Origin of the sequence: Pseudomonas aegrilactucae (genome assembly GCF_019168305.1) — a bacterium.
GTDB classification, from domain to species: domain Bacteria; phylum Pseudomonadota; class Gammaproteobacteria; order Pseudomonadales; family Pseudomonadaceae; genus Aquipseudomonas; species Aquipseudomonas aegrilactucae.
In genome coordinates this window covers 97,009-123,221 of sequence record NZ_JAHTBI010000011.1, presented here as the reverse complement: position 1 = coordinate 123,221, position 26,213 = coordinate 97,009, and the positions used below count along the sequence as shown (strand labels likewise).

19 protein-coding genes and 1 riboswitch are annotated in these 26,213 nt (G+C 64.5%); of the genes, 12 read left to right on the top strand and 7 right to left on the bottom strand.

Annotated elements, in window-relative coordinates:
- Positions 1–208: 208 nt before the first annotated feature.
- Positions 209–4,162 (bottom strand): trifunctional transcriptional regulator/proline dehydrogenase/L-glutamate gamma-semialdehyde dehydrogenase, encoded by a 3,954-nt coding sequence (putA, locus tag KUO17_RS05255; RefSeq protein WP_217974085.1) that lies wholly within the window; start codon positions 4,160–4,162, stop codon positions 209–211.
- Between the two features lie 354 nt (positions 4,163–4,516).
- Here putA and putP point away from each other — a divergent pair, with 354 nt between their 5' ends.
- The 9 genes from putP (at position 4,517) to KUO17_RS05210 (ending at position 15,297) form a co-directional block, all read left to right on the top strand.
- Positions 4,517–6,001: a sodium/proline symporter PutP gene (putP, locus tag KUO17_RS05250; protein WP_217974084.1), complete on the top strand. Its 1,485-nt coding sequence runs from the start codon at positions 4,517–4,519 to the stop codon at positions 5,999–6,001.
- A 127-nt stretch (positions 6,002–6,128) separates the two neighbouring features.
- Positions 6,129–6,965 (top strand): 23S rRNA (adenine(2030)-N(6))-methyltransferase RlmJ, encoded by an 837-nt coding sequence (locus KUO17_RS05245; protein WP_217974083.1) that lies wholly within the window; start codon positions 6,129–6,131, stop codon positions 6,963–6,965.
- 235 nt (positions 6,966–7,200) lie between these two features.
- Complete coding sequence (locus KUO17_RS05240) at positions 7,201–8,958, top strand: carbamoyltransferase family protein (protein WP_217974082.1); 1,758 nt, start codon at positions 7,201–7,203, stop codon at positions 8,956–8,958.
- Positions 8,942–10,072: a glycosyltransferase gene (locus KUO17_RS05235; protein WP_217974080.1), complete on the top strand. Its 1,131-nt coding sequence runs from the start codon at positions 8,942–8,944 to the stop codon at positions 10,070–10,072. The genes KUO17_RS05240 and KUO17_RS05235 overlap by 17 nt, the downstream gene beginning before the upstream one ends.
- Positions 10,072–10,968, top strand: a complete 897-nt coding sequence (locus tag KUO17_RS05230) for an antimicrobial resistance protein Mig-14 (RefSeq protein WP_217974078.1) — start codon at positions 10,072–10,074, stop codon at positions 10,966–10,968. The genes KUO17_RS05235 and KUO17_RS05230 overlap by 1 nt, the downstream gene beginning before the upstream one ends.
- Complete coding sequence (locus tag KUO17_RS05225) at positions 10,935–12,386, top strand: PIG-L deacetylase family protein (RefSeq protein ID WP_255263419.1); 1,452 nt, start codon at positions 10,935–10,937, stop codon at positions 12,384–12,386. The genes KUO17_RS05230 and KUO17_RS05225 overlap by 34 nt, the downstream gene beginning before the upstream one ends.
- Positions 12,383–13,339: a glycosyltransferase family protein gene (locus KUO17_RS05220; protein ID WP_217974075.1), complete on the top strand. Its 957-nt coding sequence runs from the start codon at positions 12,383–12,385 to the stop codon at positions 13,337–13,339. Before KUO17_RS05225 ends, KUO17_RS05220 begins: the two co-directional genes overlap by 4 nt.
- 34 nt (positions 13,340–13,373) lie before the next feature.
- Positions 13,374–14,141 (top strand): glycosyltransferase family 2 protein, encoded by a 768-nt coding sequence (locus tag KUO17_RS05215; protein WP_217974073.1) that lies wholly within the window; start codon positions 13,374–13,376, stop codon positions 14,139–14,141.
- Positions 14,131–15,297 carry an O-antigen ligase domain-containing protein gene (locus KUO17_RS05210; RefSeq protein ID WP_217974072.1) on the top strand — a complete coding sequence of 389 codons (1,167 nt, stop codon included), beginning with the start codon at positions 14,131–14,133 and terminating at the stop codon, positions 15,295–15,297. Before KUO17_RS05215 ends, KUO17_RS05210 begins: the two co-directional genes overlap by 11 nt.
- Positions 15,298–15,330: 33 nt before the next feature.
- Here the strand turns inward: KUO17_RS05210 and KUO17_RS05205 are convergent, their stop codons facing one another.
- Entirely contained in the window at positions 15,331–15,969 is a 639-nt protein-coding gene (locus KUO17_RS05205) for a BUD32 family EKC/KEOPS complex subunit (protein ID WP_217974071.1), read from the bottom strand.
- A 115-nt stretch (positions 15,970–16,084) separates the two neighbouring features.
- Between KUO17_RS05205 and msbA the strand changes: the two genes are divergently transcribed.
- Positions 16,085–17,887, top strand: a complete 1,803-nt coding sequence (msbA, locus tag KUO17_RS05200) for a lipid A export permease/ATP-binding protein MsbA (RefSeq protein ID WP_217974070.1) — start codon at positions 16,085–16,087, stop codon at positions 17,885–17,887.
- 122 nt (positions 17,888–18,009) lie between these two features.
- Complete coding sequence (gene hldE, locus KUO17_RS05195) at positions 18,010–19,431, top strand: bifunctional D-glycero-beta-D-manno-heptose-7-phosphate kinase/D-glycero-beta-D-manno-heptose 1-phosphate adenylyltransferase HldE (protein ID WP_217974069.1); 1,422 nt, start codon at positions 18,010–18,012, stop codon at positions 19,429–19,431.
- Between the two features lie 123 nt (positions 19,432–19,554).
- On the opposite strand, the gene KUO17_RS05190 is transcribed toward hldE, so the two are convergent.
- The 4 genes from KUO17_RS05190 to KUO17_RS05175 form a co-directional block, all read right to left on the bottom strand.
- Entirely contained in the window at positions 19,555–20,508 is a 954-nt protein-coding gene (locus tag KUO17_RS05190) for a metal ABC transporter ATPase (protein WP_217974068.1), read from the bottom strand.
- Positions 20,509–20,548: 40 nt separating this feature from the next.
- Complete coding sequence (locus KUO17_RS05185) at positions 20,549–21,361, bottom strand: aldo/keto reductase (RefSeq protein ID WP_217974067.1); 813 nt, start codon at positions 21,359–21,361, stop codon at positions 20,549–20,551.
- Positions 21,358–22,533 carry an NAD(P)/FAD-dependent oxidoreductase gene (locus KUO17_RS05180; protein WP_217974066.1) on the bottom strand — a complete coding sequence of 392 codons (1,176 nt, stop codon included), beginning with the start codon at positions 22,531–22,533 and terminating at the stop codon, positions 21,358–21,360. The genes KUO17_RS05185 and KUO17_RS05180 overlap by 4 nt, the downstream gene beginning before the upstream one ends.
- Before the next feature lie 68 nt (positions 22,534–22,601).
- Positions 22,602–22,934, bottom strand: a complete 333-nt coding sequence (locus tag KUO17_RS05175; RefSeq protein ID WP_217974065.1) for a DMT family transporter — start codon at positions 22,932–22,934, stop codon at positions 22,602–22,604.
- Between the two features lie 141 nt (positions 22,935–23,075).
- Between KUO17_RS05175 and waaA the strand changes: the two genes are divergently transcribed.
- Positions 23,076–24,350, top strand: coding sequence for a lipid IV(A) 3-deoxy-D-manno-octulosonic acid transferase (gene waaA / locus KUO17_RS05170; protein WP_217974064.1), 1,275 nt, complete (start codon positions 23,076–23,078; stop codon positions 24,348–24,350).
- 84 nt (positions 24,351–24,434) lie between these two features.
- Here waaA and KUO17_RS05165 read toward each other — a convergent pair whose 3' ends face one another.
- A complete protein-coding gene (locus KUO17_RS05165; RefSeq protein WP_217974063.1) occupies positions 24,435–25,865 on the bottom strand; it encodes a TolC family outer membrane protein in 1,431 nt (476 codons plus the stop codon).
- 142 nt (positions 25,866–26,007) lie between these two features.
- Positions 26,008–26,113, top strand: a riboswitch (TPP riboswitch).
- The last annotated feature ends 100 nt before the right edge of the window (positions 26,114–26,213 follow it).

The window sequence follows — 26,213 nt, the reverse complement described above, 5'->3', positions numbered from 1 at the left end:
GCGGCGCTTCGCTGGCAAGCCAGCTCCCACATTTGTTGCAACGTGCCATGGCCTGCAGGATCGCCGTTGTCAGCCTTGTTTGTTCGGCTTGAGATCTGGGTGGGGCCGGCAAGGTATCCCAAAAAAAGCGGGCCAAGCCCGCTCCCACAAGGATCACCATCGATCCTGTGGGAGCGGGCTTGACCCGCGATTGGCTACGCCTCGGTCGTCAGCCGATGGTCATCAGGCTGGCATTGCCCCCCGCCGCCGCGGTGTTCACGCTCAACGCACGCTCGATCACCAGGCGCTCCAGCGCAATCGCGGTTTCACCCGACGACAAGCCCTGCACCCCAACGATCGCACCCGCACGCTTGGCCACCTGCTCGCACACGGCGCGCAACTGGTCCGAATGGCCGTGGTGCAGCACCGTGTCGAACACCACCTCGTCCTTGGCCCAGTCGCTCACCAGCTTGATGCGTGCCTGCAGTTCCTTGGGCAAGCGAGCCCGCAAGCCCTTGCCCGGTTCGCCGTCAACGAATACCGCCGAACTGCCCACCGCCAATACCGCCGCCAGTTGGATCAGCAGATCAGTCTCCGACTCGGCCAGGCACAGCACGTGCTCGCGCGGCAGGATGCTGTAGCTGTTGCGCTCGCCCGTCGGGCCGTTGAGCAGGCGGGTCACGCCGCTCTGCGACTGTTGCGCGAACTGCTCGCACACCTGCACCAGGTCGGCCTGCTGGTTGCTGCCAGCCCACGCCTTGAACGCTTGCAGCGGCTTGAGCAAGTGCTCGCGCAAGCGCACGTCCGGCACAGTGCTCGCGTCGCTGCGCTGGAACGACTGCTCGATGGCATCCGCCGGGCGGGTCGACAGCAAACGGTACAGGTACAGCGGGCCACCGGCTTTAGGGCCGGTACCCGACAGGCCTTCACCACCGAACGGCTGCACGCCGACCACGGCACCCACGATGTTGCGGTTGACGTAGACGTTGCCGGCATGGACGTTGTCGATCACCTTGGCAATGGTCTCGTCGATGCGGGTATGCACACCCAGGGTCAGGCCGTAGCCGGATGCATTGATCTGCTCGATCAACTGGTCGAGGTGCTTGCGGTTGTAGCGCACCACGTGCAGTACCGGGCCGAAGATTTCGCGTTGCAGCTCGTCGAAGCTTTCCAGCTCGATCAGGGTCGGCATCACGAAGGTGCCGCGCTTGATCTCTTCACCGTCCGCGATGGCGACCTGATAGACCGTGCGGCCTTTGTCGCGCATGCCCTGGATGTGCTTCTCGATGCCAGCCTTGGCTTCGGCATCGATCACCGGGCCGATGTCCACGCTCAGGCGCTCCGGGTTGCCCAGGCGGCTTTCGGCCATGGCGCCCTTGAGCATCTCGATCACGCGGTCGGCCGAGTCTTCCTGCAGGCACAGCACACGCAGTGCCGAGCAGCGCTGGCCGGCGCTGTCGAAGGCCGAGGAGACCACGTCGATGACCACTTGCTCGGTGAGCGCCGAGGAGTCGACGATCATCGCGTTCTGGCCACCGGTTTCGGCAATCAGCGGGATCGGGCGGCCCTGGCTGTCGAGGCGCCCGGCAATGTTGCGTTGCAGCAGGCGCGCCACTTCGGTGGAGCCGGTGAACATCACGCCCTTGACGCGATCGTCACCCACCAGGCGTGCGCCCACGGTTTCGCCACGGCCCGGCAGCAGTTGCACCACGCCCTCCGGGATGCCGGCTTCGAGCAGCAGGCGCACGGCCTGGGCTGCGATCAGCGGGGTCTGTTCGGCCGGCTTGGCCAGCACCGGGTTGCCGGCGGCGAGTGCCGCCGCCACCTGGCCACTGAAGATCGCCAGCGGGAAGTTCCACGGGCTGATGCACACCACCGGGCCCAGCGGCCGGTGGGCGTCGTTGCTGAAGTCGTTGCGTGCCTGCACCGCGTAGTAACGCAGGAAGTCCACGGCTTCACGCACTTCGGCAATGGCGTTGGCGTAGGTCTTGCCGGCTTCGCGAGCCAGCAGGCCCATCAGCGGCTGGATCTCGCCTTCCATCAGGTCGGCGGCACGCTCCAGGATCGCGGCACGCTCGGCCGGCGGCGTGGCCTGCCAGATCGGTGCAGCGTTGAGCGCGCACTGGATGGCGTTGTCGGCGTCTTCGACCGTGGCTTCCTGCACGTGGCCGACCACGTCACGGTGATCGGACGGGTTGAGCACGGGCGCAGCGGCTTCGTTGCTGGAGGCGCAACCGAGCATCGGCACCGCTTTCCAATCGTTGTGCGCGGTGGCCAGCAGGGCGCAGGACAGCGACGCCAGGCGGTGTTCGTTGGCCATGTCGATGCCGCTGGAATTGGCACGCTCGGCACCGTACAGGTCACGCGGCAACGCAATGCGCGGGTGCGGCAGGCCGAAACCGCCTTCCTGGGTGGCCATGCGCTCGATGGTCGCGACCGGGTCGGCCACCAGTTCCTGGATCGAGATCGACTGGTCGGCGATGCGGTTGACGAACGAGGTGTTGGCGCCGTTTTCCAGCAGGCGACGCACCAGGTAGGCCAACAGCGTTTCGTGGGTGCCGACCGGCGCGTACACGCGGCAGGGGCGGTTGAGCTTGCCGTCGGCAACCTTGCCCACCACCTGCTCGTACAGTGGTTCGCCCATGCCGTGCAGGCACTGGAACTCGTACTGGCCCGGGTAGTAGTTCTGCCCGGCGATATGGTAGATGGCCGACAGGGTGTGGGCGTTGTGCGTGGCGAACTGCGGGTAGATGACTTCCGGCACCGACAGCAGCTTGCGTGCGCAGGCGATGTAGGACACGTCGGTGTACACCTTGCGGGTGTACACCGGGTAGCCTTCCAGGCCTTCGACCTGGGCGCGCTTGATCTCGCTGTCCCAGTACGCGCCTTTTACCAGGCGGATCATCAGGCGATGGCGGCTGCGGCGCGCCAGGTCGATGACGTAGTCGATCACGTACGGGCAACGCTTCTGGTAGGCCTGGATGACGAAGCCGATACCGTTCCAGCCGGTCAGCTGTGGCTCGAAGCACAGGCGCTCAAGCAAGTCCAGCGACAGCTCCAGGCGGTCGGCCTCTTCGGCGTCGATGTTCAGGCCGATGTCATACTGCTTGGCCAGCAGGGTCAGCGACAGCAGGCGCGGGTACAGCTCGTCCATCACGCGCTCGTACTGGGCACGGCTGTAGCGTGGGTGCAGCGCCGAGAGCTTGATCGAGATGCCCGGGCCTTCATAGATGCCGCGGCCATGCGAGGCCTTGCCGATCGAGTGGATCGCCTGCTCGTAGGAGGCCAGGTATTTCTGTGCGTCGTGCTCGGTGAGGGCGGCTTCACCCAGCATGTCGTAGGAGTAGCGAAAGCCCTTGGCTTCGAACTTGCTGGCGTTGGCCAGGGCTTCGGCGATGGTCTCGCCGGTGACGAACTGCTCGCCCATCAGGCGCATGGCCATGTCGACGCCCTTGCGGATCATCGGCTCGCCGCTTTTGCCGATGATGCGGCTGAGCGAGGAGGTGAGGCCGGATTCGTTGTGCGTGGACACCAGCTTGCCGGTCAGCAGCAGCCCCCAGGTGGCGGCGTTGACGAACAGCGACGGGCTGTTGCCCAGGTGTGGCTGCCAGTTGCCGGTGCTGATCTTGTCGCGGATCAGCGCATCGCGGGTGCCCTTGTCGGGGATGCGCAGCAGCGCTTCGGCCAGGCACATCAGTGCCACGCCTTCCTGGGACGACAGCGAGAACTCCTGCAGCAGGCCCTGGACGATGCCGGCACGGCCGCCAGCGCTCTTCTGGTTGCGCAGTTTCTCGGCAATGCCGGCGGCCAGCTTGTGGGTGGCTTCGGCCATGGCCGCCGGCAGGCGCGCCTGCTCCAGCAGCATCGGCACCACTTCGGGCTCGGGGCGACGGTAGGCGGCGGTGATCGAGGCGCGCAGCACCGATTGCGGCAGGATGCTTTCGGCAAACTCCAGGAAGCACTGGTGTGCGTGGTCGGCCTGCACGTCGCCGGCGTCGTCGCCATGGTTGCCGGGCTGACCGCTGAGTTCGGTCAGGGTAGCGCCACCCTCGAGCTTCTCCAGGTAATTGAAGATCGCTTGCTTGATCAACCAGTGCGGCGTGCGGTCAATGGACTGCGCAGCCGTCTTCAGTCGCTCGCGGGTAGGGTCGTCGAGTTTGACCCCAAGGGTGGTCGTCGCCATTTCTTATCCTCATTATTGCCACGGGGCTGTGGCGTAAGCTGGCGCCAAGATTAGCCGTGCACGAATCCGGGTGCAACCTAGTGCAACCCAAATAATCGAGGAAAAAAGTGCAGCTCGTCCGAGGGGTAAAACCACACAGCATAAATGGCTGTTTAGGGTGCACTTTGAGTATGTAAACCGCCTTTTTTGCTCCAAAAAGGAGCAAAAACACGTTGTTGTGCAAATTTTCCGACCAGGTGCAACTTGATCGCAAAAACTGGTTGCACCTTGTTTGCGTTGTTGCATAGGATTCGTGGCCTGGGTGCAACCGCTTGCCGGCTGTCACTACATAAAAACAAACGCCAGGGCGCAACAATGAGTTTTAGCAATCCAATCACCGTCACGTTCGTGATCTACATCGCAGCAATGGTCATGATCGGCTTCATGGCCTATCGCTCCACCAACAACCTTTCCGACTACATTCTGGGTGGCCGCAGCCTGGGCAGCGTGGTGACCGCGCTGTCCGCCGGTGCCTCGGACATGAGCGGCTGGTTGCTGATGGGCCTGCCGGGCGCCATCTACATGTCGGGCCTCTCCGAAGCCTGGATTGCCATCGGCCTGACCGTCGGTGCCTACCTCAACTGGCTGTTCGTGGCCGGCCGCCTGCGCGTGCAGACCGAGCACAACGGTGATGCACTGACCCTGCCGGACTACTTCTCCAGCCGTTTCGAAGACCACAGCGGCCTGCTGCGGATCATCTCGGCGATCGTGATCCTGGTGTTCTTCACCATCTATTGCGCCTCCGGCATCGTGGCCGGTGCCCGTCTGTTCGAGAGCACCTTCGGCATGTCGTACGAAACCGCCCTGTGGGCCGGTGCGGCGGCCACCATCGCCTACACCTTCGTCGGTGGCTTCCTGGCGGTGAGCTGGACCGACACCGTGCAGGCCACGCTGATGATCTTCGCGCTGATCCTGACCCCGGTGATCGTGCTGATCGCCACCGGCGGCGTCGATACCACCTTCCTGGCCATCGAAGCGCAGAACCCGAGCAACTTCGACATGCTCAAGGGCACGACCTTTATCGGCATCATCTCGCTGATGGGCTGGGGCCTGGGCTACTTCGGCCAGCCGCACATCCTGGCGCGCTTCATGGCGGCAGACTCGGTGAAGTCGATCGCCAACGCCCGTCGCATCTCCATGACCTGGATGATCCTGTGCCTGGGCGGCACCGTGGCGGTGGGCTTCTTCGGCATCGCCTACTTCTCGGCACACCCTGAAGTGGCGGGCCCGGTCACCGAGAACCACGAGCGGGTGTTCATCGAGCTGGCCAAGATCCTGTTCAACCCCTGGATCGCCGGTGTACTGCTGTCGGCCATCCTGGCTGCAGTGATGAGCACCCTGAGCTGCCAGCTGCTGGTGTGCTCCAGTGCCCTGACCGAAGACTTCTACAAGACCTTCCTGCGCAAGAACGCCTCGCAGGTCGAGCTGGTGTGGGTCGGTCGCCTGATGGTACTGGCCGTTGCGCTGATCGCCATCTTCATGGCGGCCAACCCGGAAAACCGCGTGCTGGGCCTGGTGGCCTATGCCTGGGCCGGTTTCGGTGCCGCGTTCGGCCCTGTGGTACTGATCTCGGTACTCTGGAAGGGCATGACCCGCGACGGCGCACTGGCCGGTATCGTGGTCGGTGCAGTCACGGTGATTCTGTGGAAGCAGTTCGACACCCTGGGCCTGTACGAGATCATCCCGGGCTTCCTGTTCGCATCGCTGGCGATCTACTTCGTGAGCAAGGCGGGCGCTCCGTCGGCTGCGATGGTCAAGCGTTTCGAAACCGCTGAAGCGGCGTTCCACGCCGACAAGTAAGTCACCTGCGTCACGCTGCCAGGCAACGGCCCGGCCTCTTATGGAGGTCGGGCCGTTGTCATTCTGGCGGCTGCCCCTGACGCCGCGGGCCTGACAGGGTAAACTTGCGGGCCTTGCAGGAGTTGCCATGAACTATCGTCACGCCTTCCACGCCGGCAACCACGCCGACGTGTTCAAACACCTCGTATTGACCCGGCTGATTGCGCTGATGTCGCGCAAGGAGCAGCCGTTCGCCTACCTCGACACCCACGCCGGCCTCGGCCTGTACGACCTGCAGGGCGACCAGGCGACGCGTACCGGCGAGTGGCTGGAAGGCATCGGCCGCCTCTGGGGGCGTGAAGACCTGCCCGAGGTCACTGCCGACTACCTGCGTATCCTGCGCAAGATGAACCCCGACGGCGAGCTGCGCTACTACCCGGGCTCGCCCGAGCTGGCGCGGCGCCTGGCGCGCCAGCAGGACCGCGTGCTGCTCAATGAGAAGCACCCCGAAGACGGCCGCCTGCTCAAGGAGAACATGAAGAAAGACCCGCGCGTGGCGGTGCACCTGGGCGAGGGCTGGCACGTGCCGCGTGCCTTGCTGCCGGTGCAGGAGAAGCGTGCGGTGATGCTGATCGACCCGCCGTTCGAGCAGGCTGACGAGCTCAAGCGTTGCACGGTGGCGATGAAAGAGACCATCAGTCGCATGCGTCAGACCGTTGCGGCGATCTGGTACCCGATCAAGGATCAGCGCCAGTTGGTGCGGTTCTACCAGGACCTGACCAGTACCGGCGCGCCGAAGCTGCTGCGGGTGGAACTGTATGTGCACCCGCAGGACAGCCCGCAGGGGCTCAACGGTTCGGGCCTGGCGATTGCCAACCCGCCGTGGGGCCTGGAAGAGGAGCTGCGCGCACTGCTGCCGTGGCTGGCTCAGGTGCTGGGGCAGACCCAGGGCAGCTGGCGCATGGACTGGCTGATTGCCGAGTAGGGCTGGTCTGTTTGCTGACCGGCTGGCCCCTTCGCTGGCAAGCCAGCTCCCACAGGGTTTTGCAGGCACCGCAGAACCCTGTGGGAGCTGGCTTGCCAGCGAAGAGGCCGGAACGGCCAACGCAACACTGCGCCTCCTACATGCGCCCACGCTTTACGCTATAATCCCGCCCTTTCGCTGCCACCCGCCCATCGAGGCCGGGGCGCACATCTACAGATTTGAAGAGGCTAGACCCTTGGCATTGACGATTCTTGGCCTGTCCGGCGCCCTTAGCCATGATCCTTCCGCGGCCCTGTACATCGACGGCAAGCTGATTGCCGCCGCTGAAGAAGAGCGCTTCGTGCGCGACAAACATGCAAAGAACCGCATGCCCTACGAATCGGCGAAGTTCTGCCTCGAACAGGCCGGTATCAAGCCGTCCGACGTCGATGTGGTAGCGATCCCGTTCGCGCCGATCAGCCTGTTCGGCAAGGCGCGCTGGCATTACGCCAAGCGCTACTGGTACGCCCCGGACCGCGCCCTCGACGCGCTGCTGATGGGCAACCGCCGCTACAAGCGCTACCGCAACAAGATCGTCTGGTGCCTGGAGCAACTGGGCTTCGACCCGAAAAAGATCAAGATCGAACCGGTCGAGCACCACCTGGCCCACGCCTCCAGCGCCTACCACTGCTCGGGTTTCAAAGAGAAAACCGCGATCCTGGGCATCGACGGCAAGGGTGAATACGCCACCACGTTCTTCGGCTACGGCGAGAACGGCAAGATCCACAAGATCAAGGAGTTCTTCGATCCGGACTCGCTCGGCGGCCTGTATGGCGCGATCACCGAGTTCCTCGGTTTCGAGATGCTCGACGGCGAATTCAAGGTCATGGGCATGGCGCCGTACGGCGACGCCAGCAAGTACGATTTCTCGCGCCTGGCCAGTTTTGAAAACGGCGAGCTGGAAATCAACACCGACTACGCCAACGTCATCGGCCTGCGCCGCTATAAAGAGAAGGGCAAGGGCTTCTACTTCTCGCCCAAGCTGATCGAGTGGCTGGGCCCCAAGCGCGAAGGCGACATCGCCGACGAGCCGTACATTCACTACGCGGCGAGCATGCAGGCACTGTTCGAGAAACTCGCCCTGCAGATGATCGACTACTACCTGGGCGACGTGCTCAAGGAAACCGGCAAGCTGGCCTTCGCCGGTGGCTGTGCGCTGAACGTCAAGCTGAACCAGAAGATCATCGCGCGCCCCGATGTGAAAGAGCTGTTCGTGCAGCCGGCGTCGGGTGATGCCGGCACCGCGGTAGGCGCCGCTGCCTATGTGTCCCACGCCCGTGGCGTGCCGGTCGAGAAGATGGAGCACGTCTACCTCGGCCCGGCCTACAGCAACGAAGACGTGATCGCGGCCTGTGCCCGTCACGCCGACAAGCCGACCTGGCGCAAGCTGGACAACATGCCCGAGCAGATCGCCCAGATCATGGTCGACGGCAACCCGGTGGCCTGGTTCCAGGGCCGCATGGAGTTCGGCCCGCGTGCGTTGGGTGGTCGCTCGATCATCGGCTGCCCGAGCGTGCCGGGCGTGGCCGACCGCATCAACCACCAGATCAAGTTCCGCGAGCGCTGGAGGCCGTTCTGCCCGTCGATGCTCGACACCGTGGCGCCGCAGATGATCAAGATCGATCACCCGGCACCGTTCATGACCTTCACCTTCGAAGTGGCTGAAGAGTGGAAGACCCGTGTGCCGGAAGTGGTTCACGAAGACGGCACCTCGCGGGCCCAGGTGCTCAAGCGCGAGTACAACCCGCGCTACTACGACATGATGAAGGCGCTTGAGACCCTGACCGGCAACGGCGTGTCGCTCAACACGTCGCTCAACCGTCGTGGCGAGCCGATGATCTGCTCGCCGACCGATGCGCTGAACATGTTCTTCGGGTCAGACCTGCAGTACCTGATCATGGAAGACATCCTGGTGGTCAAGGACGGCGCGAAAGCTTATGACAGCGTCGGCTGACCGGCACGTCCTGCAGTTCTGCCATGGCTATGACGGGCCGTTTCTCGATTGCGCCCGTCAGTACGCCAGCCTGTTTGCGGGCAAGGGCTATAAAGTCACCACGGTGTTCCTCACCGGCGCCGCCGACCCGCAGGTCGCGGCGGGCTGCGCCAGTGACGAGGTGCTGTTTCTGGCATTCAGCTCCAGGGCCGTTCGCGGCCTGAAGCTGGGGGCGATCCGTGAAGTGCGGCGCCTGGTTGCCACGCGCAACTTCAGCTTCTGCATCGCCCATCGCTTCAAGCCCATCTATATCGCCCTGCTGGCCACCCAGTTGCCGGTCATCGGGGTGCATCACGCCTTTGGTGACTACCAGCGGCGTACCCGCCAGCTGTTCGCCAACCTGTTCGCCAGGCGCCTGAGCCTGCTCGGGGTGTCGGACGCGGTGCGCGACGACATGCGCCGCTGCCTGCCCAAGTGGCCGGTCGAGCGCATTCAGACGCTGTACAACCGCATCGACATCGATGCCTTGCAGGCCGCACTGGTGCCCGCCGCGCAGGCGCGCGAAGCGTTGGGGCTGGATGCGCAGGCGTGGATCGTCGGCAATGTCGGGCGCCTGCACCCCGACAAGGACCAGGCCACCCTGCTGCGCGGCTTCGCCCAGGCGTTGCCCGGCCTGCCGGCGGGGGCGCGCCTGGCATTGCTGGGCGAAGGCCGGCTGGAGCCCACGCTCAAGGCCCTGGCGGCCGAGCTGGGGATTGCCGGGCAGGTCGATTTTCTTGGCCAGGTCCCGGACGCCCGGCGCTACTTCAGCGCATTCGACGTGTTCGCCCTGAGCTCGGATCACGAGCCGTTCGGCATGGTGCTGCTTGAAGCCATGGTTGCCGGTGTGCCGTTGCTGGCCACGGCCTGTGGCGGCGCCAAGGAAGTGGTCGAAGGGGTGGGCATCCTGTTCCCGCTGGGCGATGCCGAGCGTCTGGCGCAGGGCCTGCAGCATCTGGCCGGGCTTGACGCGGCGCAGCGCCAGGCGTGCGCCGAGCGCATGCTCGAGCGCCTGCACGAGCGCTTTTGCGATGCAGCTGTGGCCGAGACGTTCTGGCATTTGCCCCAGGTCACTACGCTGATGGCGCAGTCGTGATGCTCAATTATTTCCAGGGCTGGCGCGAACGCGGCTGGCGCGTGATCGATGCGGGCACCTACGCCCAGGCCTGGCAGCGCTTTGGCGGCAGCGTGGCAACCCACCCGCTGGTGCTTGAGCAACTGGCAGCGCTGGCCGAGATTCCGGTGCGCTACCTGGGCTGGTTCCAGGCGGACGAACTCAAGGCCGCTATTCCCACCTGGGACCGCAACCTGGCGCTGTCCAAGGACGTGCTCAAGCGGCGCGGCAAGAAGGGCCTGTTCGACCTGGGCAATGCAGAGCTGATCCTGCCTGCCGCTGCCGATGCCCAGGCGCCGCTGCGCCATGCCGGGCGTTACCTGTCCGAGCTGAACCAGGGGCGCTTTGCCAACCTCAGGGCGCAGACCGAGGCCCTGGCCATGGCGCGTCAGCCTGAAGAACTGTCGAAGAAGTTTCGCTACAACCAGCGCCGCGAACTGCGTCTGCTGGAAGAGGCGGGCGGCCAGGTGCGCGCGATCACCGACTTCAGCAGTGCCGAAATTGCGGCGATGTATTGCGACCTGTTCCTGCGCCGTTGGGGCTTTGCGGCCACCGGGGCCGAGCGCATGGCCGAGGTGATCGAGCGCCTGCGCTCGCTGCTGATCGGCTCGGTGGTGCTGCTGGATGACAAGCCGATCGCGATTCAGTTGGTGTACCGCGTCGAAGCGCCCGAGTGGGTCAGCGTCGAGTACGTCAACGGCGGTGTAGACCCTGAAACCCGTGCGTTCAGCCCTGGCAGTGTGCTGAGCTTCCTCAACACCCAGAGCGCGTGGGAAGCGGCGCGTGCGCTGAACAAGCCGCTGCGTTTCTCCTTTGGCCGCGCCGATCGCGAGTACAAGGACCGATGGTGCAACCCCGTGCCGGTGTTTCAGGTGTGAGCCGCAAGCAGCAGTTGCTCAAGCGCCACCGTCAGCGCAAGCGTCTGACACTGGTGGGCCTGCTGGTCGTTCTGCTGGCCAGTACCCTTATTGCCTGGTGGCTGGCGCTGGTACTTGGCGTGATTGCCTGGGCCGCGCACGAGGCGTGGTTCAGTGACCATCTGTTCTATGCGCCGGCCAGTGATTACGACTACCGCATCGACAGCGACCAATCCCATGCCCTGCGCCTGGCGCAGGGCCGCCTGAGCGTGCCGGCCGGGTGCCGTCTCGAGGCGGGCGATACGCTGTTGCTCAAGGTGCGCCTGCGCGCCTCCCTGCTTGGTCGCCTGCTTGACCCGGCGGTGCGCATTGACGGCGACCCGGCCGATACGCAGGTGTTCGAGCGCGGTGTAAAGGGGGTGCGTTACCTCAACCTGACCGGCCAGCATGCTGCCCTGGTCGAGGGGCGCGTGCGTCTGCGTGGCCAGCACTGCCGCCTGGATGAGCAGGTGGAGTTGCTGGTGTGCCAGCATCCGGACTACCTGGCCGGGCCACTGCTGGTGATCGCACCGCATGCCGACGATGCCGAACTGGCTGCCTTCGGCGCCTACGAGCAAGCCGAAGAAAGCTGGATCGTCACGCTCACCGCTGGCGAAGTGGAGACCGAGCACTACCGCGCCATGGGCCTGGACGCGGTGGCTGCGGCCCGCCTCAAAGGCCAGCTGCGCAGTTGGGACAGTATTGCCGTACCGCTGTGGGCCGGTGTGCCGGCCGAGCGCTGCGTGCAGCTTGGCTACTTTTGCATGCAATTGCAGGCCATGCAGGCCGCGCCGGCCCAGGCGCTGGGTTCGCGTGAGGCGGACATGGCCGATACGCGACCGTTGCGGCGCTTCAACCGCGTCGCGTTGGCCAGCGATGCCGATGGTATCCCCTCGTGGCACAACCTGGTACAGGACCTGTGCGAACTGATCGAACGGATCCGCCCGCAAACCCTCGTGCTGCCTGAGCCGCTGCTCGACCCGCACCCTGATCATGTCTGCGCCCGCAATGCAGTGCTTGAAGCCCTTGCACTGACCCGCCATCAGCCTCGCACGCTGCTGCACTATGCCAATCACCTGCACGACAACGACCGCTGGCCGATGGGCGACGCGGGCAGCGGGGTGGCCTTGCCACCCCACTTCGACGGGCAGGTGGCGATGCGCCCCTGGGTGCTGTCATTGTCCGGGGAAAAGCAATGGCATAAGGCTATGTCTTTGGGCATGATGCATGACCTGCAACCGCGCCTTCCTCTGAAGCGTCGCCTGCGTCGCTTGCTGCAGCGCTTGCTGGCCGGCAGGCGTTGGCCTGCTACGGGCGACAACGAGTTTTTCCGCAAGGCCGTGCGCCGGCACGAGCTGTTCTGGGTCGGCACCAAGACCGACAAGAGAGAGCAAGAGTGAAAGTCCTATTCCTGGTTCAGAAAGAACAACGGGCCATTCTCGATCGCTTGTACGAAGGCATCGGCGCAGAGTGCGACTGTGATATCCGTTGGTTGACCGACGCCGAGCAGGACGATCTGCGCGGCTATTTCAAGCGCCATGTCAACCTCGAGCAGTACGACCGCATTCTGTTCTTCCTGCGCTTCAAGAAGGAAATTCGTCAGGTCGGGTTCATTCGCAGCCTACCCAACCTGGTGATTCTGGAGCACGACGCCTACCAGAACTATATCCCGTGCAAGTACACCGGCAAGTTCAGCAAGCATTACCGCCAACTGCCGTGGGCACGGGTGATCACCTCCGGGGCGGTCGTCACCCGGCGCCTGTGTGACGAGGGCGTCGATGCGGTGTTCGTGCCCAAGGGCTACGACCAGGCGCTGCTGCACAACGAACAGCGCCCGCGGGATATCGAACTTGCCTTCGTCGGCAGCCTGCGCAGTGTGGCCTATTCGGGGCGCAAGGCCATGCTCGAATCGCTGGCGGCGGTCGAGGACCTGGTCATCACCCGTACCAAGTCAGGCGAGGAGTACAGCCAGACCCTCAGCCGCATTCGCTTTTTCGTCAGTGCCGACGTGGGCATGGGCGAGTACATGATCAAGAATTTCGAAGCCATGGCCTGTGGCTGCGTGCTGTTCGCCTACGACCAGGGCGAAGAAGAGAATCAGGCGCTGGGCCTGGTCGATATGCACAACATTGTGCTGTATCGCGACCTGGCCGAGCTGCGCGCCAAGTTGCACCAGTTGCGCGAGCAGCCCGAGCTGGCCGACGCGATCTCGTGCAATGGGCAACAACTGGCCGAAACCCGTTTTACCTTTCATGCCTTGGGCAAGGTCATTGCCCAGAGCATGCGTGCGCCGCTGCGCCTGCGCAGCCAGCCGGGCTGGTGGGAACGCCTGCGCAGCGCCACAGGCCTCTGAGGCCGTTCAACCGTCAATTCATCGAGGAAGCACTATGGTCTTCAGCGAAAGCAGCGAAATCACTCTGATGGTGACCAGTTGCGGCAGGTTCGATCTGCTCAAGCGTACGCTGGAAAGCTTCGATCGCTTCAACACGGCACCGATTCGCGAGGTGTTCATCACCGAGGACTCGGGCGATGAAGCGGTGCGAGACTGTGTGCCGGCGCACTGGCGCGAGCACACCACCTGTATCGTCAACAACCCCAAGCTTGGCCAGTTGCGCTCGATCGATGCCGCCTATGCGCAGATCAAGACGCGCTGGGTGTTCCATTGCGAAGACGACTGGGACTTCTATCGCCCCGGTTTCATCGAGGACTCCCAGGCCCTGCTGGAGGCCGACCCGCAGGCGTTGCAGGTATGGCTGCGCAGTTTCAATCACGACCTGCAGGTGCACAGCCCGTATGTATTCCTCAACGAACGCCAGGTACTGCAGGGGATCGCGTTCTACCAGCTGGGCTCGCACAAGCCGGATTGGCAGGGGTTTTCCTTCAATCCGGGGCTGCGTCGCCTGGCCGACTACCAGCAGCATGCGCCCTATGCCGGGCACACCGGTGAGAAGAGCCTTTCGCGTCTGTACGCCAGCGAGAACCGCTACGCGCTGATACTGGAGAGCGATGCGGTGCTGCATACCGGCTTCGGTGGCCATGTCGAGTTGGCGCAGGAACGTGAGAACAAGTTGCGCCGCAAGCGCAGGGATCGCTTCAAGCTGCTTGGGGCGTTGATCATGGGATTGGTAATAGGCTGGATGTTGAATGTCGCTTAATGGGGTTTTCCTGGAAAACAGTAACAGCCGGCGCTATTTTGGCGCGGCAATCGTGGTGTTTCTGCTCAGCTTCATCCTGATGGACTCGTCCAAATGGACGAACAACATCTTCTACGCGTTCATCGCCGTGCCGGGGTTGGTGTTCCTGGTCAAGGAGCGTGGTGCGGGGCTGTTCAAGCAAGGGCTTGGCTGGGCCTGGCTGGTGTTCCTGCTGTGGTTCCTGGTGCCTGCGGTCATTGCCGGCCAGGGCCAGTTCTACAAGCACATTCTGTATGTGAGCGTGTTCGTGTTCGTGGTCGCGGGGCTGGCCAACCCTGAGTTTTTCCGCTCGCCAGCGTTCACCCGAGGGCTGTTCTGGGTCATCTGCGCGTATATTTTCGGCTATGCCATCTACGCCTACACGACCGGTATCTTCGGCTTCGGGGAGCGTGTACGTCTGCTGCCATCACGCATGGAAAACGTCATCTATGCCAGCATCTGGCTGCTATGTGCCTTGGCGCTGGCCCTGCCGGGATGGATCAAGGAGCGCCGCTGGATCGAGGCGGCTGTCGCTGTCGTGTTGTCCCTGATTGCGGTGGCGTTTGTGCTGCAAACCCGCACGGCATTGGTCGGCGCAGCGTTCCTGATGGGGATCTGGGCGCTGTACGGGGTGCTGCGCTTCCCAAGGATTGGCCTGGTCGGCGTACTGGTGGCGCTCGTGCTGCTGGCCTTGAGCGTATGGCTGGTGCATGAGCAGGCCTGGTTCCTGTCACTGTTCAAGCGTGGCGATTCCTACCGCACCGAACTGTTCCAGATCATGGTTGGCGAATGGCGCAACTGCGGCTGGCTGCTGGGCTGCGGGGTTGATTTCAAGACCACCCAGACCCTGGCCGGCGGCATGCCGATCCAGCATCCGCACAACATCTTCGTTGCCATGGGGTTGTACACGGGTGCTGTGTCGCTGGTGCTGTTCCTGGTGGTGATGGGCGCTACTCTGTGGCAAGCCTGGCATCATCGGGATGCCTGGGGCATGTACCTGGCCTGCGCGCTGGTGATGCTCAACTTCGATGGCAGCAAGCTGGTGGGCAACCCGGATGAGCTCTGGCCCTTGGTGCTGCTGCCGGCGGCGATGGTGCTGGGACGGGTCGTGCAGCGTTCGGCGCGCACGCGCCTGTGACCTTGTCGACCACCTTCGGGTGGTCGATTTGCTTCAGGCCAGCGCCGCCTTCAGTTCGGTGGCGCTGCAGGTACGCTGATGGGCCAGGTAGGCGCTGCTGAAGGCGTCGCTGCCACTGCCCAGCAGCCAGGCACGGTCCTGCGGGTAGCGCAGCATGTGCTTGAAGTTGCGCAGGCGCAGGCGCTTGTGAAGGGGGCGGCTGTAGGTGCGCAGGTCGGCAATGTCGATCAGGCCCAGCTCGCCTTCGGGGGTCAGTACCACGTTGCCCAGATGCGCCGAACGAAAGTAGATGCCTTTTTCGTGCAGTTGGGCAATGAAAGCGCCCAGTTGCGCGCGCAACTGCTCGCTGCCTTGTGGCTGATCCAGCAGCTGGCGCAGGGTGTGGCCCGGCAGCGGATCGTAATGCACTGCATCACGGGCAATCTCGGCAATCCGGTACACCTGGCGTACGTGCGGGCAGGGAATGGCGCGTTCGGCCAACGTGGTGCAGTTATCGGCAAAGCGCCGGGCGTAGGGGTACCAGGCTGCCGAGGTGATCAGCCGCTTGCGGCGGAACAGCTTCAGCATCGAGCCGTCCTGCAGGCGTAACACCTTGTCTCCTGTGCCGTCGGCCTCCAGGACCTGGGCGCCTTCGCGCAGGGCAAGGTAGCGGGCATGTTCAAGCGCTTGCATCGATACTCCGGTGTCTGGGGCCTGAGGCTTGATCGGCCGGCTATATTACCCCAGCACCGAGTGGCGAAAACCGCTTGTGATACAATCGCGCCTCTTTTTGACACGACGGATTCTCATGACCGCCCCCGAATCGTCCGCGCCTTCGAGCCTGAAAATCTATTTTCGTCTGCTCGGCTACGTGAAGCCCTACGTGGGCATTTTCCTGGTGAGTATCCTGGGCTTCGTGATATTTGCCTCCACCCAGCCAATGCTGGCGGGCATCCTCAAGTATTTCGTCGACGGCCTGAGCAACCCCGAAGCGGTGTTGTTCCCCAACGTCCCGTACCTGCGCGATCTGCAACTGCTGCAGGCAGTACCGCTGCTGATCGTGCTGATCGCCGCCTGGCAGGGGTTGGGCTCGTTCCTGGGCAACTACTTCCTGGCCAAGGTCTCCCTGGGCCTGGTGCACGACCTGCGGGTGGAATTGTTCAACAAGTTGCTGGTACTGCCCAACCGCTACTTCGACAGCCATAACTCCGGCCACCTGATTTCGCGTATCACCTTCAACGTGACCATGGTCACCGGCGCCGCCACCGATGCCATCAAGGTGGTCATTCGCGAAGGCCTGACCGTGGTGTTCCTGTTTGCCTACCTGCTGTGGATGAACTGGCACCTGACCCTGGTGATGCTGGCGATCCTGCCGCTGATCGCGTTCATGGTCAGCAGCTCCAGCAAGAAGTTCCGCAAGCAGAGCAAGAAGATCCAGGTAGCCATGGGCGATGTGACCCATGTGGCCTCCGAGACCATCCAGGGCTATCGCGTGGTGCGCAGCTTCGGCGGTGAAGGCTACGAGGAGCAGCGTTTCAACGTCGCCAGCCAGAGCAACACCGACAAGCAATTGCGCATGACCAAGACCAGCGCGGTGTACACGCCGATGCTGCAACTGGTGATCTACTCGGCCATGGCCGTGCTGATGTTCCTGGTGCTGTACCTGCGTGGTGACTCCACTGCCGGTGATCTGGTGGCCTATATCACCGCCGCGGGCCTGTTGCCCAAGCCGATCCGCCAGCTGTCGGAAGTCAGCTCGACGATCCAGAAAGGTGTGTCCGGCGCCGAAAGCATCTTCGAACAGCTGGATGTCGAGCCGGAAGTCGACAACGGCACTGTCGAGCGTGACCGTGTTTCCGGTCGCCTGGAGGTGCGCAACCTCAGCTTTACCTACCCGGGCACCGAGCGTCGTGTGCTCAATGACATCAGTTTCTCGGCCGACCCCGGGCAGATGATCGCGCTGGTGGGGCGCTCGGGCAGCGGCAAGTCGACGCTGGCCAGCCTGATCCCGCGTTTCTATCCCCACTCCGAAGGCGAGATCCTGCTCGATGGCGTGGACGTCGAGGAGTACCGCCTGCGCAACCTGCGCCGGCATATCGCCCAGGTGACCCAGCACGTCACCCTGTTCAACGACACCGTGGCCAACAACATCGCCTATGGCGACCTGGCCGGCGCGCCGCGTGAGCAGATCGAGGCCGCCGCCGCCGATGCCTATGCCAAGGAATTCATCGACCAGTTGCCGCAGGGGCTGGACACCGAAGTCGGCGAGAACGGCGTGCTGCTGTCGGGCGGCCAGCGCCAGCGCCTGGCGATTGCGCGGGCCTTGCTCAAGAACGCGCCGCTGCTGATTCTCGACGAAGCCACCTCGGCCCTCGATACCGAGTCCGAGCGCCATATCCAGGCGGCGCTGGACCAGGTCATGAAGGGCCGTACCACGCTGGTGATCGCCCACCGCCTGTCGACCATCGAGAAGGCCGACCTGATCCTGGTGATGGACCAGGGGCGTATCGTCGAGCGCGGCACGCACACCCAGCTGCTGGCCGAGAACGGCTATTACGCCCGCCTGCATGCCATGGGCCTGGACGAGCCGGCCAAGGCCGACATTACCTGATGGACCTTGCCGGGGCGCGTTCTGCGCCCTGGCTGTCACAGCAGGTTACCGGCGCCGAACAGGCCGGTGCCAGGGCTGTGCTAATATCCCGCCCCTGTTCATTTTGTCTATATGGGTTGCCCATGAAGTTGTCCATGCCGCGTTTCGATCAAGCTCCGGTACTGGTGGTCGGCGATGTCATGCTCGACCGCTACTGGCATGGCGGTACCTCTCGCATTTCACCTGAAGCCCCGGTACCGGTGGTCAAGGTCGAGCAGATCGAGGACCGTCCGGGTGGTGCGGCCAACGTTGCGCTGAACATTGCCGCGCTGGGTGCGCCGGCCTCGCTGGTGGGCGTCACCGGCCAGGACGAGGCGGCCGACAGCCTGGCCAACAGCCTGCAGGCTGCGGGCGTGCGCTCGATCTTCCAGCGCATCGCGCACCAGCCGACCATCGTCAAGCTGCGGGTCATGAGCCGTCACCAGCAACTGTTGCGCATCGATTTCGAAGAGCCGTTCGCCACCGACCCCTTGTCGCTGGGCGCTGAAGTCGATGCCTTGCTCGACGGGGTCAAGGTGCTGGTGCTCTCCGACTACGGCAAGGGCGCGTTGAAGAACCACCAGAGCCTGATCCAGGCGGCGCGTGCCAAGGGCATTCCGGTGCTGGCCGACCCCAAGGGCAGGGATTTCTCGATCTACCGTGGCGCCAGCCTGATCACGCCGAACCTGGGCGAGTTCGAGGCGATCGTCGGGCATTGCGCTGACGAAAACGAGCTGGTGCACAAGGGCGGCGAGCTGATGCAGCAGCTGGAGCTGGGCGCCCTGCTGGTGACCCGTGGCGAGCATGGCATGACCTTGCTGCGCCCTGGGCACCCAGCCATGCACCTGCCGGCGCGTGCGCGTGAAGTGTTCGACGTGACCGGTGCCGGCGATACGGTGATCTCGACCCTGGCGGCGGCGATCGCGGCTGGCGAAGAGCTGCCGCATGCGGTTGGCCTGGCCAACCTGGCGGCGGGCATCGTGGTTGGCAAGCTGGGTACCGCGGCCATCAGTGCGCCCGAGCTGCGTCGCGCGATCCAGCGTGAAGAGGGTTCGGAGCGGGGCGTGCTGAGCCTTGATCAGTTGCTGCTGGCCATCGATGATGCGCGTGCGCACAACGAGAAGATCGTGTTCACCAATGGCTGCTTCGACATCCTGCATGCCGGGCACGTGACGTACCTGGAGCAGGCGCGGGCGCAGGGCGATCGCCTGATCGTCGCGGTCAACGACGACGCCTCGGTCAGCCGCCTCAAGGGGCCGGGCCGGCCGATCAACAGCGTCGACCGCCGCATGGCGGTGCTGGCGGGGTTGGGTGCGGTGGACTGGGTGATCAGCTTTGCCGAAGGCACGCCGGAAAACCTGCTGAGCCAGGTCAGGCCGGATGTGCTGGTCAAGGGGGGTGACTATGGCATCGACCAGGTGGTGGGCGCCGATATCGTCAACGCCTATGGCGGCACGGTGAAGGTGCTGGGCCTGGTGGAAAACAGCTCGACCACCGCCATCGTGGAAAAGATCCGCAAGAACTGAGTGCTATTGGGCTGCCTTGCAGCCCTTCGCTGGCAAGCCAGCTCCCACAGGTACTGCACTGTCCTGAAGACCAGTGGGGCTCCTGTGGGAGCTGGCTTGCCGGCGAAGAGGCCCGCAAAGGCCCTATTTCTGCAACGCCAGCCCCAACAGCTGCCGCGCCTTGCCCGTCAGCCTTTTGAGCTTCGAATCCGGCTTGGCCGCTACCAGCCCCTGCTGCCTCAGCCAGTCCTTCCAGCGAATCCGTTCCTCGCGCACCAGCCAGCCATCCTGGCGTGCAAAGCTCTCGGCCAGGTACAGCCCCCGCGTGCTGGCCGGCACCAGCCGGTCCTTCTTCAGGGTATACAGCTCGGCCCTGGGCTGGCCGTCTTCCAGCGGCATCAGGTACAGGTCGGGTCGGCTGCGGTTGAGCCGCGCCACCAGTTGATCGCCCTCCAGGCGCTCGTCCACATGGAACAGGCTCAGCGACTTGGCCTCGCGCGGCACCTGCAGGCGCAGGTCGTAGATCAGTTGCAGCGATGCCGTGGGCAGGTGCACATACGCCCTTGGCCGCTCGATCAACTGCAGGTTGGCGCAGCGCACCGGCCGCGCTGCGCCCGAGGCCGGGGTCAGCACGAAGGGCAGCGCCTCGCGGTAGTGCAGGGCATCGGCATACGGCGCTGGCAGCCAGGTTTCGTTGAAACGCCCGCCCAGCCAGCCCTCGGGGGTTTCCAGCAGGCACTCCTCGGCAACTTCCTGTACCGCCGTGAGCAACGGCAGGTTCAGTTCCTGCGCCGGCACGTAGCCGGAGATCAGTTTGAGCACCACATCGCCGCGGTCCTGCCGGCGCTGGCGCACCAGTACCCAGTAGTCGCGGTTCTGCCAGCTAAGGGTCAGGCGCACCGATACGCCCAGGTTCGCCAGCTCCACGGCAAAGCGTTCGCTGTCGCCAATCTGGATGGCCTTGCGCCGTTGCAGGGTCTGGGCGAAGTTCAGCGGCAGGCCGATGCCCTGATAGCTGAGGCCGTCCGGGCCGGCCTCGACCTGCAGTGGCAGGGTCTTGAAGTTGCTCGGGTTCTTGCGGATCAGCGTGCGCGGCATCTCGGCTCCTTCTTGCGTTGGGGTCGGCCGCGACGGCGGCTCAGCGCGTGCTCAGGATCCTGGCGACCACGGCCACGTTGTGGGCCAGGTGCACAGGGTTGATGGTGCCGACAATAGCACTGCTCACCCCGGGGTGGCCAAACAGCAGCTCGAAGCTGGCGCGTACCGGGTCGATCCCCGGGCTCAGGCACACATGGCCGCTGGCGAGCGCTTTTTTCACCAGGATGGCCTTGCCGTGTTGGGCAGCATAGTCCAGTACCGGGCGTTCGCCCTGCTCGTTGAGGTTGTAGGTGACCATGGCGCAATCACCCTGCTGCAGGGCCTTGAGCCCGCCTTCGACGGTCTTGCCGGAGAGCCCGAAGCCACGGATCTTGCCTTCCTGCTTGAGCGCGGCGAGGGTGTCGTAGACGCCTTCGTGCTCAAGAATGCGCAGATCGTTGCCGTCCGAATGCACCAGCATCAGATCGATACAATCTGTTTCAAGACGTTTGAGGCTGCGCTCTACCGAGCGGCGCGTGTGAGCGGCGCTGAAGTCGAAGTGCGACAGGCCATCGTCGAATTCTTCCCCCACCTTGCTCACGATCACCCACGCGTCGCGTTGCCCGCGCAGCAGCGGGCCGAGGCGCTCTTCGCTGCGGCCATAGGCCGGGGCGGTATCGATCAGGTTGATGCCCAGTTCGCGGGCCTGGTCGAGCAGCAGGCGCGCTTCGCGGTCATCGGGGATGGTGAAGCCGTTGGGGTACTTGACACCCTGGTCGCGGCCCAGCTTGACCGTGCCCAGGCCCAGTGGCGACACCCGCAGGCCGGTACTGCCGAGCGGGCGATGATGGTCGTGCAGGCTGGGCAGGCTCATGGCAGCAGTTGCTCCCAGACAGGTTGTGCCAGTGGTGGCTTGGGCAGTTCGGGCAGCGCGGGCTGGTTGCCGGGCTTTATGCCGTCACGCTCGAGGTTGGCCAGCACACGGTCGGCGAAATCCGGTGCCAGGGCCAGCTTGGTCGGCCAGCCCACCAGCAGGCGCTGCTGCTCGGCGAGGAAGGCATTGTCGGGGCGCACCAGGCCCGATTGCGCGGGTTCGGCGCGGTCGATGCGTACCGTGGCCCAGCGCACCGGGGCGAGGTCGACCCACGGCAGCAGGCCGGCGACCTCTTTTTTCGCCGCGGCGATCTGCGCTTCGGGTTCACGTGCCACGCCCTCGGCTTCGGCCAGGTCGCCGCCCAGGTACCACACCCACTGGCCGTCGGCGGCCGGGTGGGTGGTGACGGTGATGCGCGGTTTGGGTCCGCCGCCCAGGCAGTGGGCATACAGCGGCTTGAGGCTCGGGCCCTTGGCCATGACCATGTGCAGCGGTCGGCGCTGCATGGCCGGCTGGCTCAGGCCGAGGCTGTCGAGCAGTGCGGCGTTGCCGGCGCCGGCGCTGAGCACGATGCGCTGGGCGCGGATCTCGCGGCCATCGACGTTCAGGCCGACCAGCTCGCTGCCGTCATGCAGCGGCTCGATGCGTTCACCGGCCAGCAGGCTGTCGCCGGCCAGTTGCGCCAGGCGCTGCAGCAGGCTCGGCACGTCCACCACCAGCTCGGCCAGGCGATACACCTTGCCCTTGAAGGCGCGGTCCTGCAGGGCGGGTGGCAACTGGTCGCCCTTGACCTGGTCGACGCGGCCGCGCACGGCCTTGCTGGCGAAGAAGCTGGTGAGGTTGCCGGCCAGGGTGCCGGGCGACCACAGGTAATGCGCCTCGGACAGCAGGCGTACACCGGACAGGTCCAGTTCGCCGTCGCCGGCCAGTGCCTCGCGCCAGCGCCGCGGCATGTCGGCGATGGCCTCGGAGGCGCCGGTCAGGGCGCCATGCAGGGCGTACTTGGCGCCGCCATGGATGATGCCCTGGGACTTGAGGGTCTGCTCGCCACCGAGGCTGGCACGTTCCACCAGCACCGTCGAGTAGCCCAGGCGACGCAGGCGGGCGTTGAGCCAGAGGCCTGCGACCCCTGCGCCGACGATCAGCACGTCGGTGGAAATAACGGTTGGCATGCACTCACCTCACAAGCAAAGACAGGAGCGCAGTATACAGCCTGTGAGCATTCCTACCCGGTCAGGGATCAATGCCCGGTGCTTTTCGAGAACAGCTGGATCACCACCACGCCGCCGACGATCATGGCCATGCCGAGCATCGCCGGCAGGTCCAGCTTCTGCCCGTAGATCACCAGCGCCGCGATGCTGATCAGCACGATGCCCAGGCCTGACCACAGCGCGTAGGCGATGCCCACCGGCACCGTGCGCACCACCAGCGTCAGCATCCAGAAGGCGATGGCATAGCCGCCCACCATCAGCGCCAGCGGCAGGGGCGTGCTGAAACCCTTGACCGCCTTCATGGAGGCGGTGGCGATGACTTCGGCGCAAATGGCAATGGCCAGGTAGATGTAGGGGTTCATTGGGGAGTCCTCCGTTGGGTCACGCATTCTAGAGGATGGCCGCATGGGGTAAAGTCATTACCTGCCTAGCAGTAGCAGGGGGTGGAGGGCCGAACGCTTCGCAGTGCACTTGCGAGCGATTGGCTAGTACACTTGCGCGCCATGAACAGAACCCTTTATACCCTGCTGTTTCACCTGGGCCTGCCGCTGGTCGCGCTGCGCCTGTACCTGCGTTCGCGCAAGGCGCCGGCGTATGCCCGGCGTATCGGCGAGCGCTTCGGCTTCAGGTTGCCGGCGCTGCAGCCGGGCGGTATCTGGGTGCATGCGGTGTCGGTGGGCGAGAGCATCGCTGCGGCGCCGATGATTCGCGCCTTGCTGCAACGTTATCCACAGCTGCCGATCACCATCACCTGCATGACCCCCACCGGTTCCGAGCGCATCCAGGCACTGTTCGCCGGCGAGCCGCGCATCCAGCATTGCTACCTGCCGTATGACCTGCCCTGGGCGGCGGCGCGCTTTCTGGATCGTGTGCGCCCGCAGCTGGCGGTGATCATGGAGACCGAGCTGTGGCCCAACCATATTCACCAGTGCGCCAGGCGTGGTATCCCGGTGGCCTTGGCCAATGCGCGGCTGTCGGCACGTTCGGCCAAGGGCTATGCGCGGTTTGCCGGGCTGACCCGGCCGATGCTGGCCGAGATGAGCCTGATCGCGGTGCAGACCGAAACCGAGGCCGAGCGCTTCCGCCAGCTGGGCGCGCGCACTGAATGCGTAAAGGTGACCGGTTCGATCAAGTTCGATCTGAGCATCGATTCGCAACTGCCCGTTGGCGCCAGGGCGCTGCGTGAACAATGGCAGGCGCTGCAGCGGCCGGTATGGATTGCGGCGAGTACCCATGAAGGCGAGGACGAAGTGATCCTGGCGGCGCACCGGCAGTTGCTGGCGCATCATTCGGATGCCTTGCTGATCCTGGTGCCGCGTCATCCGGAGCGCTTCGACAGCGTGCATGCGCTGTGCGCGGCGCAGTTCGCCACGGTGCGCCGCTCGGGCGGTGCGCTGGTGACGACGGATGAGCAGGTGTTGCTGGGCGACACCATGGGCGAGCTGCTGTTTCTGTATGCCGTGGCGGATATCGCCTTTGTCGGCGGCAGCCTGGTGCCCAACGGCGGGCACAACCTGCTGGAGCCGGCGGCGCTGGCCAAGCCGGTGCTGAGCGGGCCGCACCTGTTCAACTTCCTCGAGATCGCGGCGATGCTGCGCGAGGCGGGGGCGTTGTGCGAGGTGGATGATGCGCAGGGACTGGCCACCGAAGTGCGCCGGTTGATCGAGCTGCCGCGTGATGCGCTGAAGATGGGCGAGGCGGGGGTCGGGGTGATGCGGGCCAATCAGGGGGCGTTGAAGCGCCTGCTGGATGGGCTGGGAGAGTTGCTGAGGCGGTGATGGCCTCTTCGCTGGCAAGCCAGCGCCCACAGGGTTTGCGGTGCTCACAAAACCCTGTGGGAGCTGGCTTGCCAGCGAAGCTTTTCAGGGCCTTTCGAAATTGGCTTGCGCCGCCTTGGCCAGGTCGGGCGGCAGGAAGTCCTTGTCCGGGTTGTAGTCCGGCTTCAGGTAGCGTCCCAGGTCGCTCAGGTCTTGCGGGCTCAGCGTGCCCGCCGCCTGCTTGAGGCGCAGGTTGTCGAGAATGTAGTCATACCGGGTGTTGTTGTAGTCACGCACCGAGGTATACAGCTGACGCTGCGCATCCAGTACATCGACGATGTTGCGCGTACCCACCTGGTAACCGATCTCGGTCGCCTCCAGCGCACTCTGGTTGGAGATGATCGACTGCTTGCGCGCCTGCACCTGCTCCACATCGGTGTTCACCGCACGGTGCAGATTGCGCGTGTTTTCCACCACCTGGCGACGCAGGCTCTCGCGCTGCTGCTCGGTCTGGCTCAGGCGCTGATACGCCTCGCGCACCTGCGAGCTGGTCAACCCGCCGCTGTAGATCGGGATGTTGAGTTGCAGGCCAATGCTGCTCTGCTCCACATCGCCGCGGTAGTTCTGCCCGGTCAGGTTGGGGTTGGTGAAGCCCAGGCTGTCGTTGTCGCCCTTCTGGTAGCGTGCCACCGCATCCACGGTCGGCGCATGCCCGGCCTTGCGCTGGCGCAAGGTCTCTTCGGCTGCGCTGACGGCATAGTTGGTGGCCTGCAGGTTCAGGTTCTGCTGCGCGGCGGTGTCTACCCAGGCCTTGGCGTCATTGGGCGAGGGCACCTGCACAGGCAAGGTGTGCACCACGCCCTGCACCGCGTTGTAGTCACGGTTGGTCAGGGTCACCAGCGCCTGGAACGCGTCATCCACCTGGCGCTGCGCGACGATGCGGTTGGCTCGCGCGGTGTCGTAGCTGGCCTGGGACTGCAGCACGTCGGTCTTGTCCGACAGGCCCACATCGAAACGCTCGTTGCTCTGGTCGAGCTGGCGCTTGAACGCGGCTTCCTCGGCCTTGGTCGAGGCCAGGGTGTCCTGCGCGCGCAGGACCGCGAAGTAGTTTTCGGCCGTTTGCAGGATCAGGTTCTGCTCGGTGGCCGACAGCTCCAGCGCTGCCTGTTCGTTGACCGCTTCGGCCGCCTGCAACTGGAACCAGCGGTCGGCACGGAAGATCGGCTGGGCCAGGGTCGCCTGCCACGAATTGCCGCTGCGGTTGGAGGTGACCGAAGGCTGGTCGATCTTCGTACGGCTGTTCATCATCTCGGCACCGGCCGAGAGGTTGGGCAGCAGGCCGGCGCGGGCCTGGGGCACCACTTCCTTGCGTGCGCCGTAGTCGGCACGGGCGGCGGCCAGGTCGGCGTTGTTGCTCACCGCCTCCTGGTACACGCTGACCAGGTCGGTCTTGGCCGACAGGGGCGCTTCTGCTGCCCAGGCCATCGCGTTGGTAGCACAAGACACGGCAAGGGCCAGTGAAAGTTTGCGCAGCATAGGGCAGTCCTTGAGCGATTGAGTATTTCTGAACCGGTGAGTGTAGTAGCGCCGGCATTTTGCAACAATCGGCTATTTGCGCCTTTTATCGTGGTGCTGTTTGCACTGTTGGCGTTTCGTGCCGGGTCAGTCTATGCTGGGCGCGTTCTTGTCGGGGTGCCTTGCGTTGAGGCTGAGATCGGATAATTCCGGATCCCGTTGAACCTGATCAGGTTAGCGCCTGCGTAGGGAACAAGATTGCTCGTCTTCCCGCGAGCCCTCTTGTGTCGGCTCCGGGATTGTCATGTCAGCCAGTGTGGCTGCAGTGGCACCTTCCGTTTTCGGCACAGCACCAGCCATGGTGCGCCC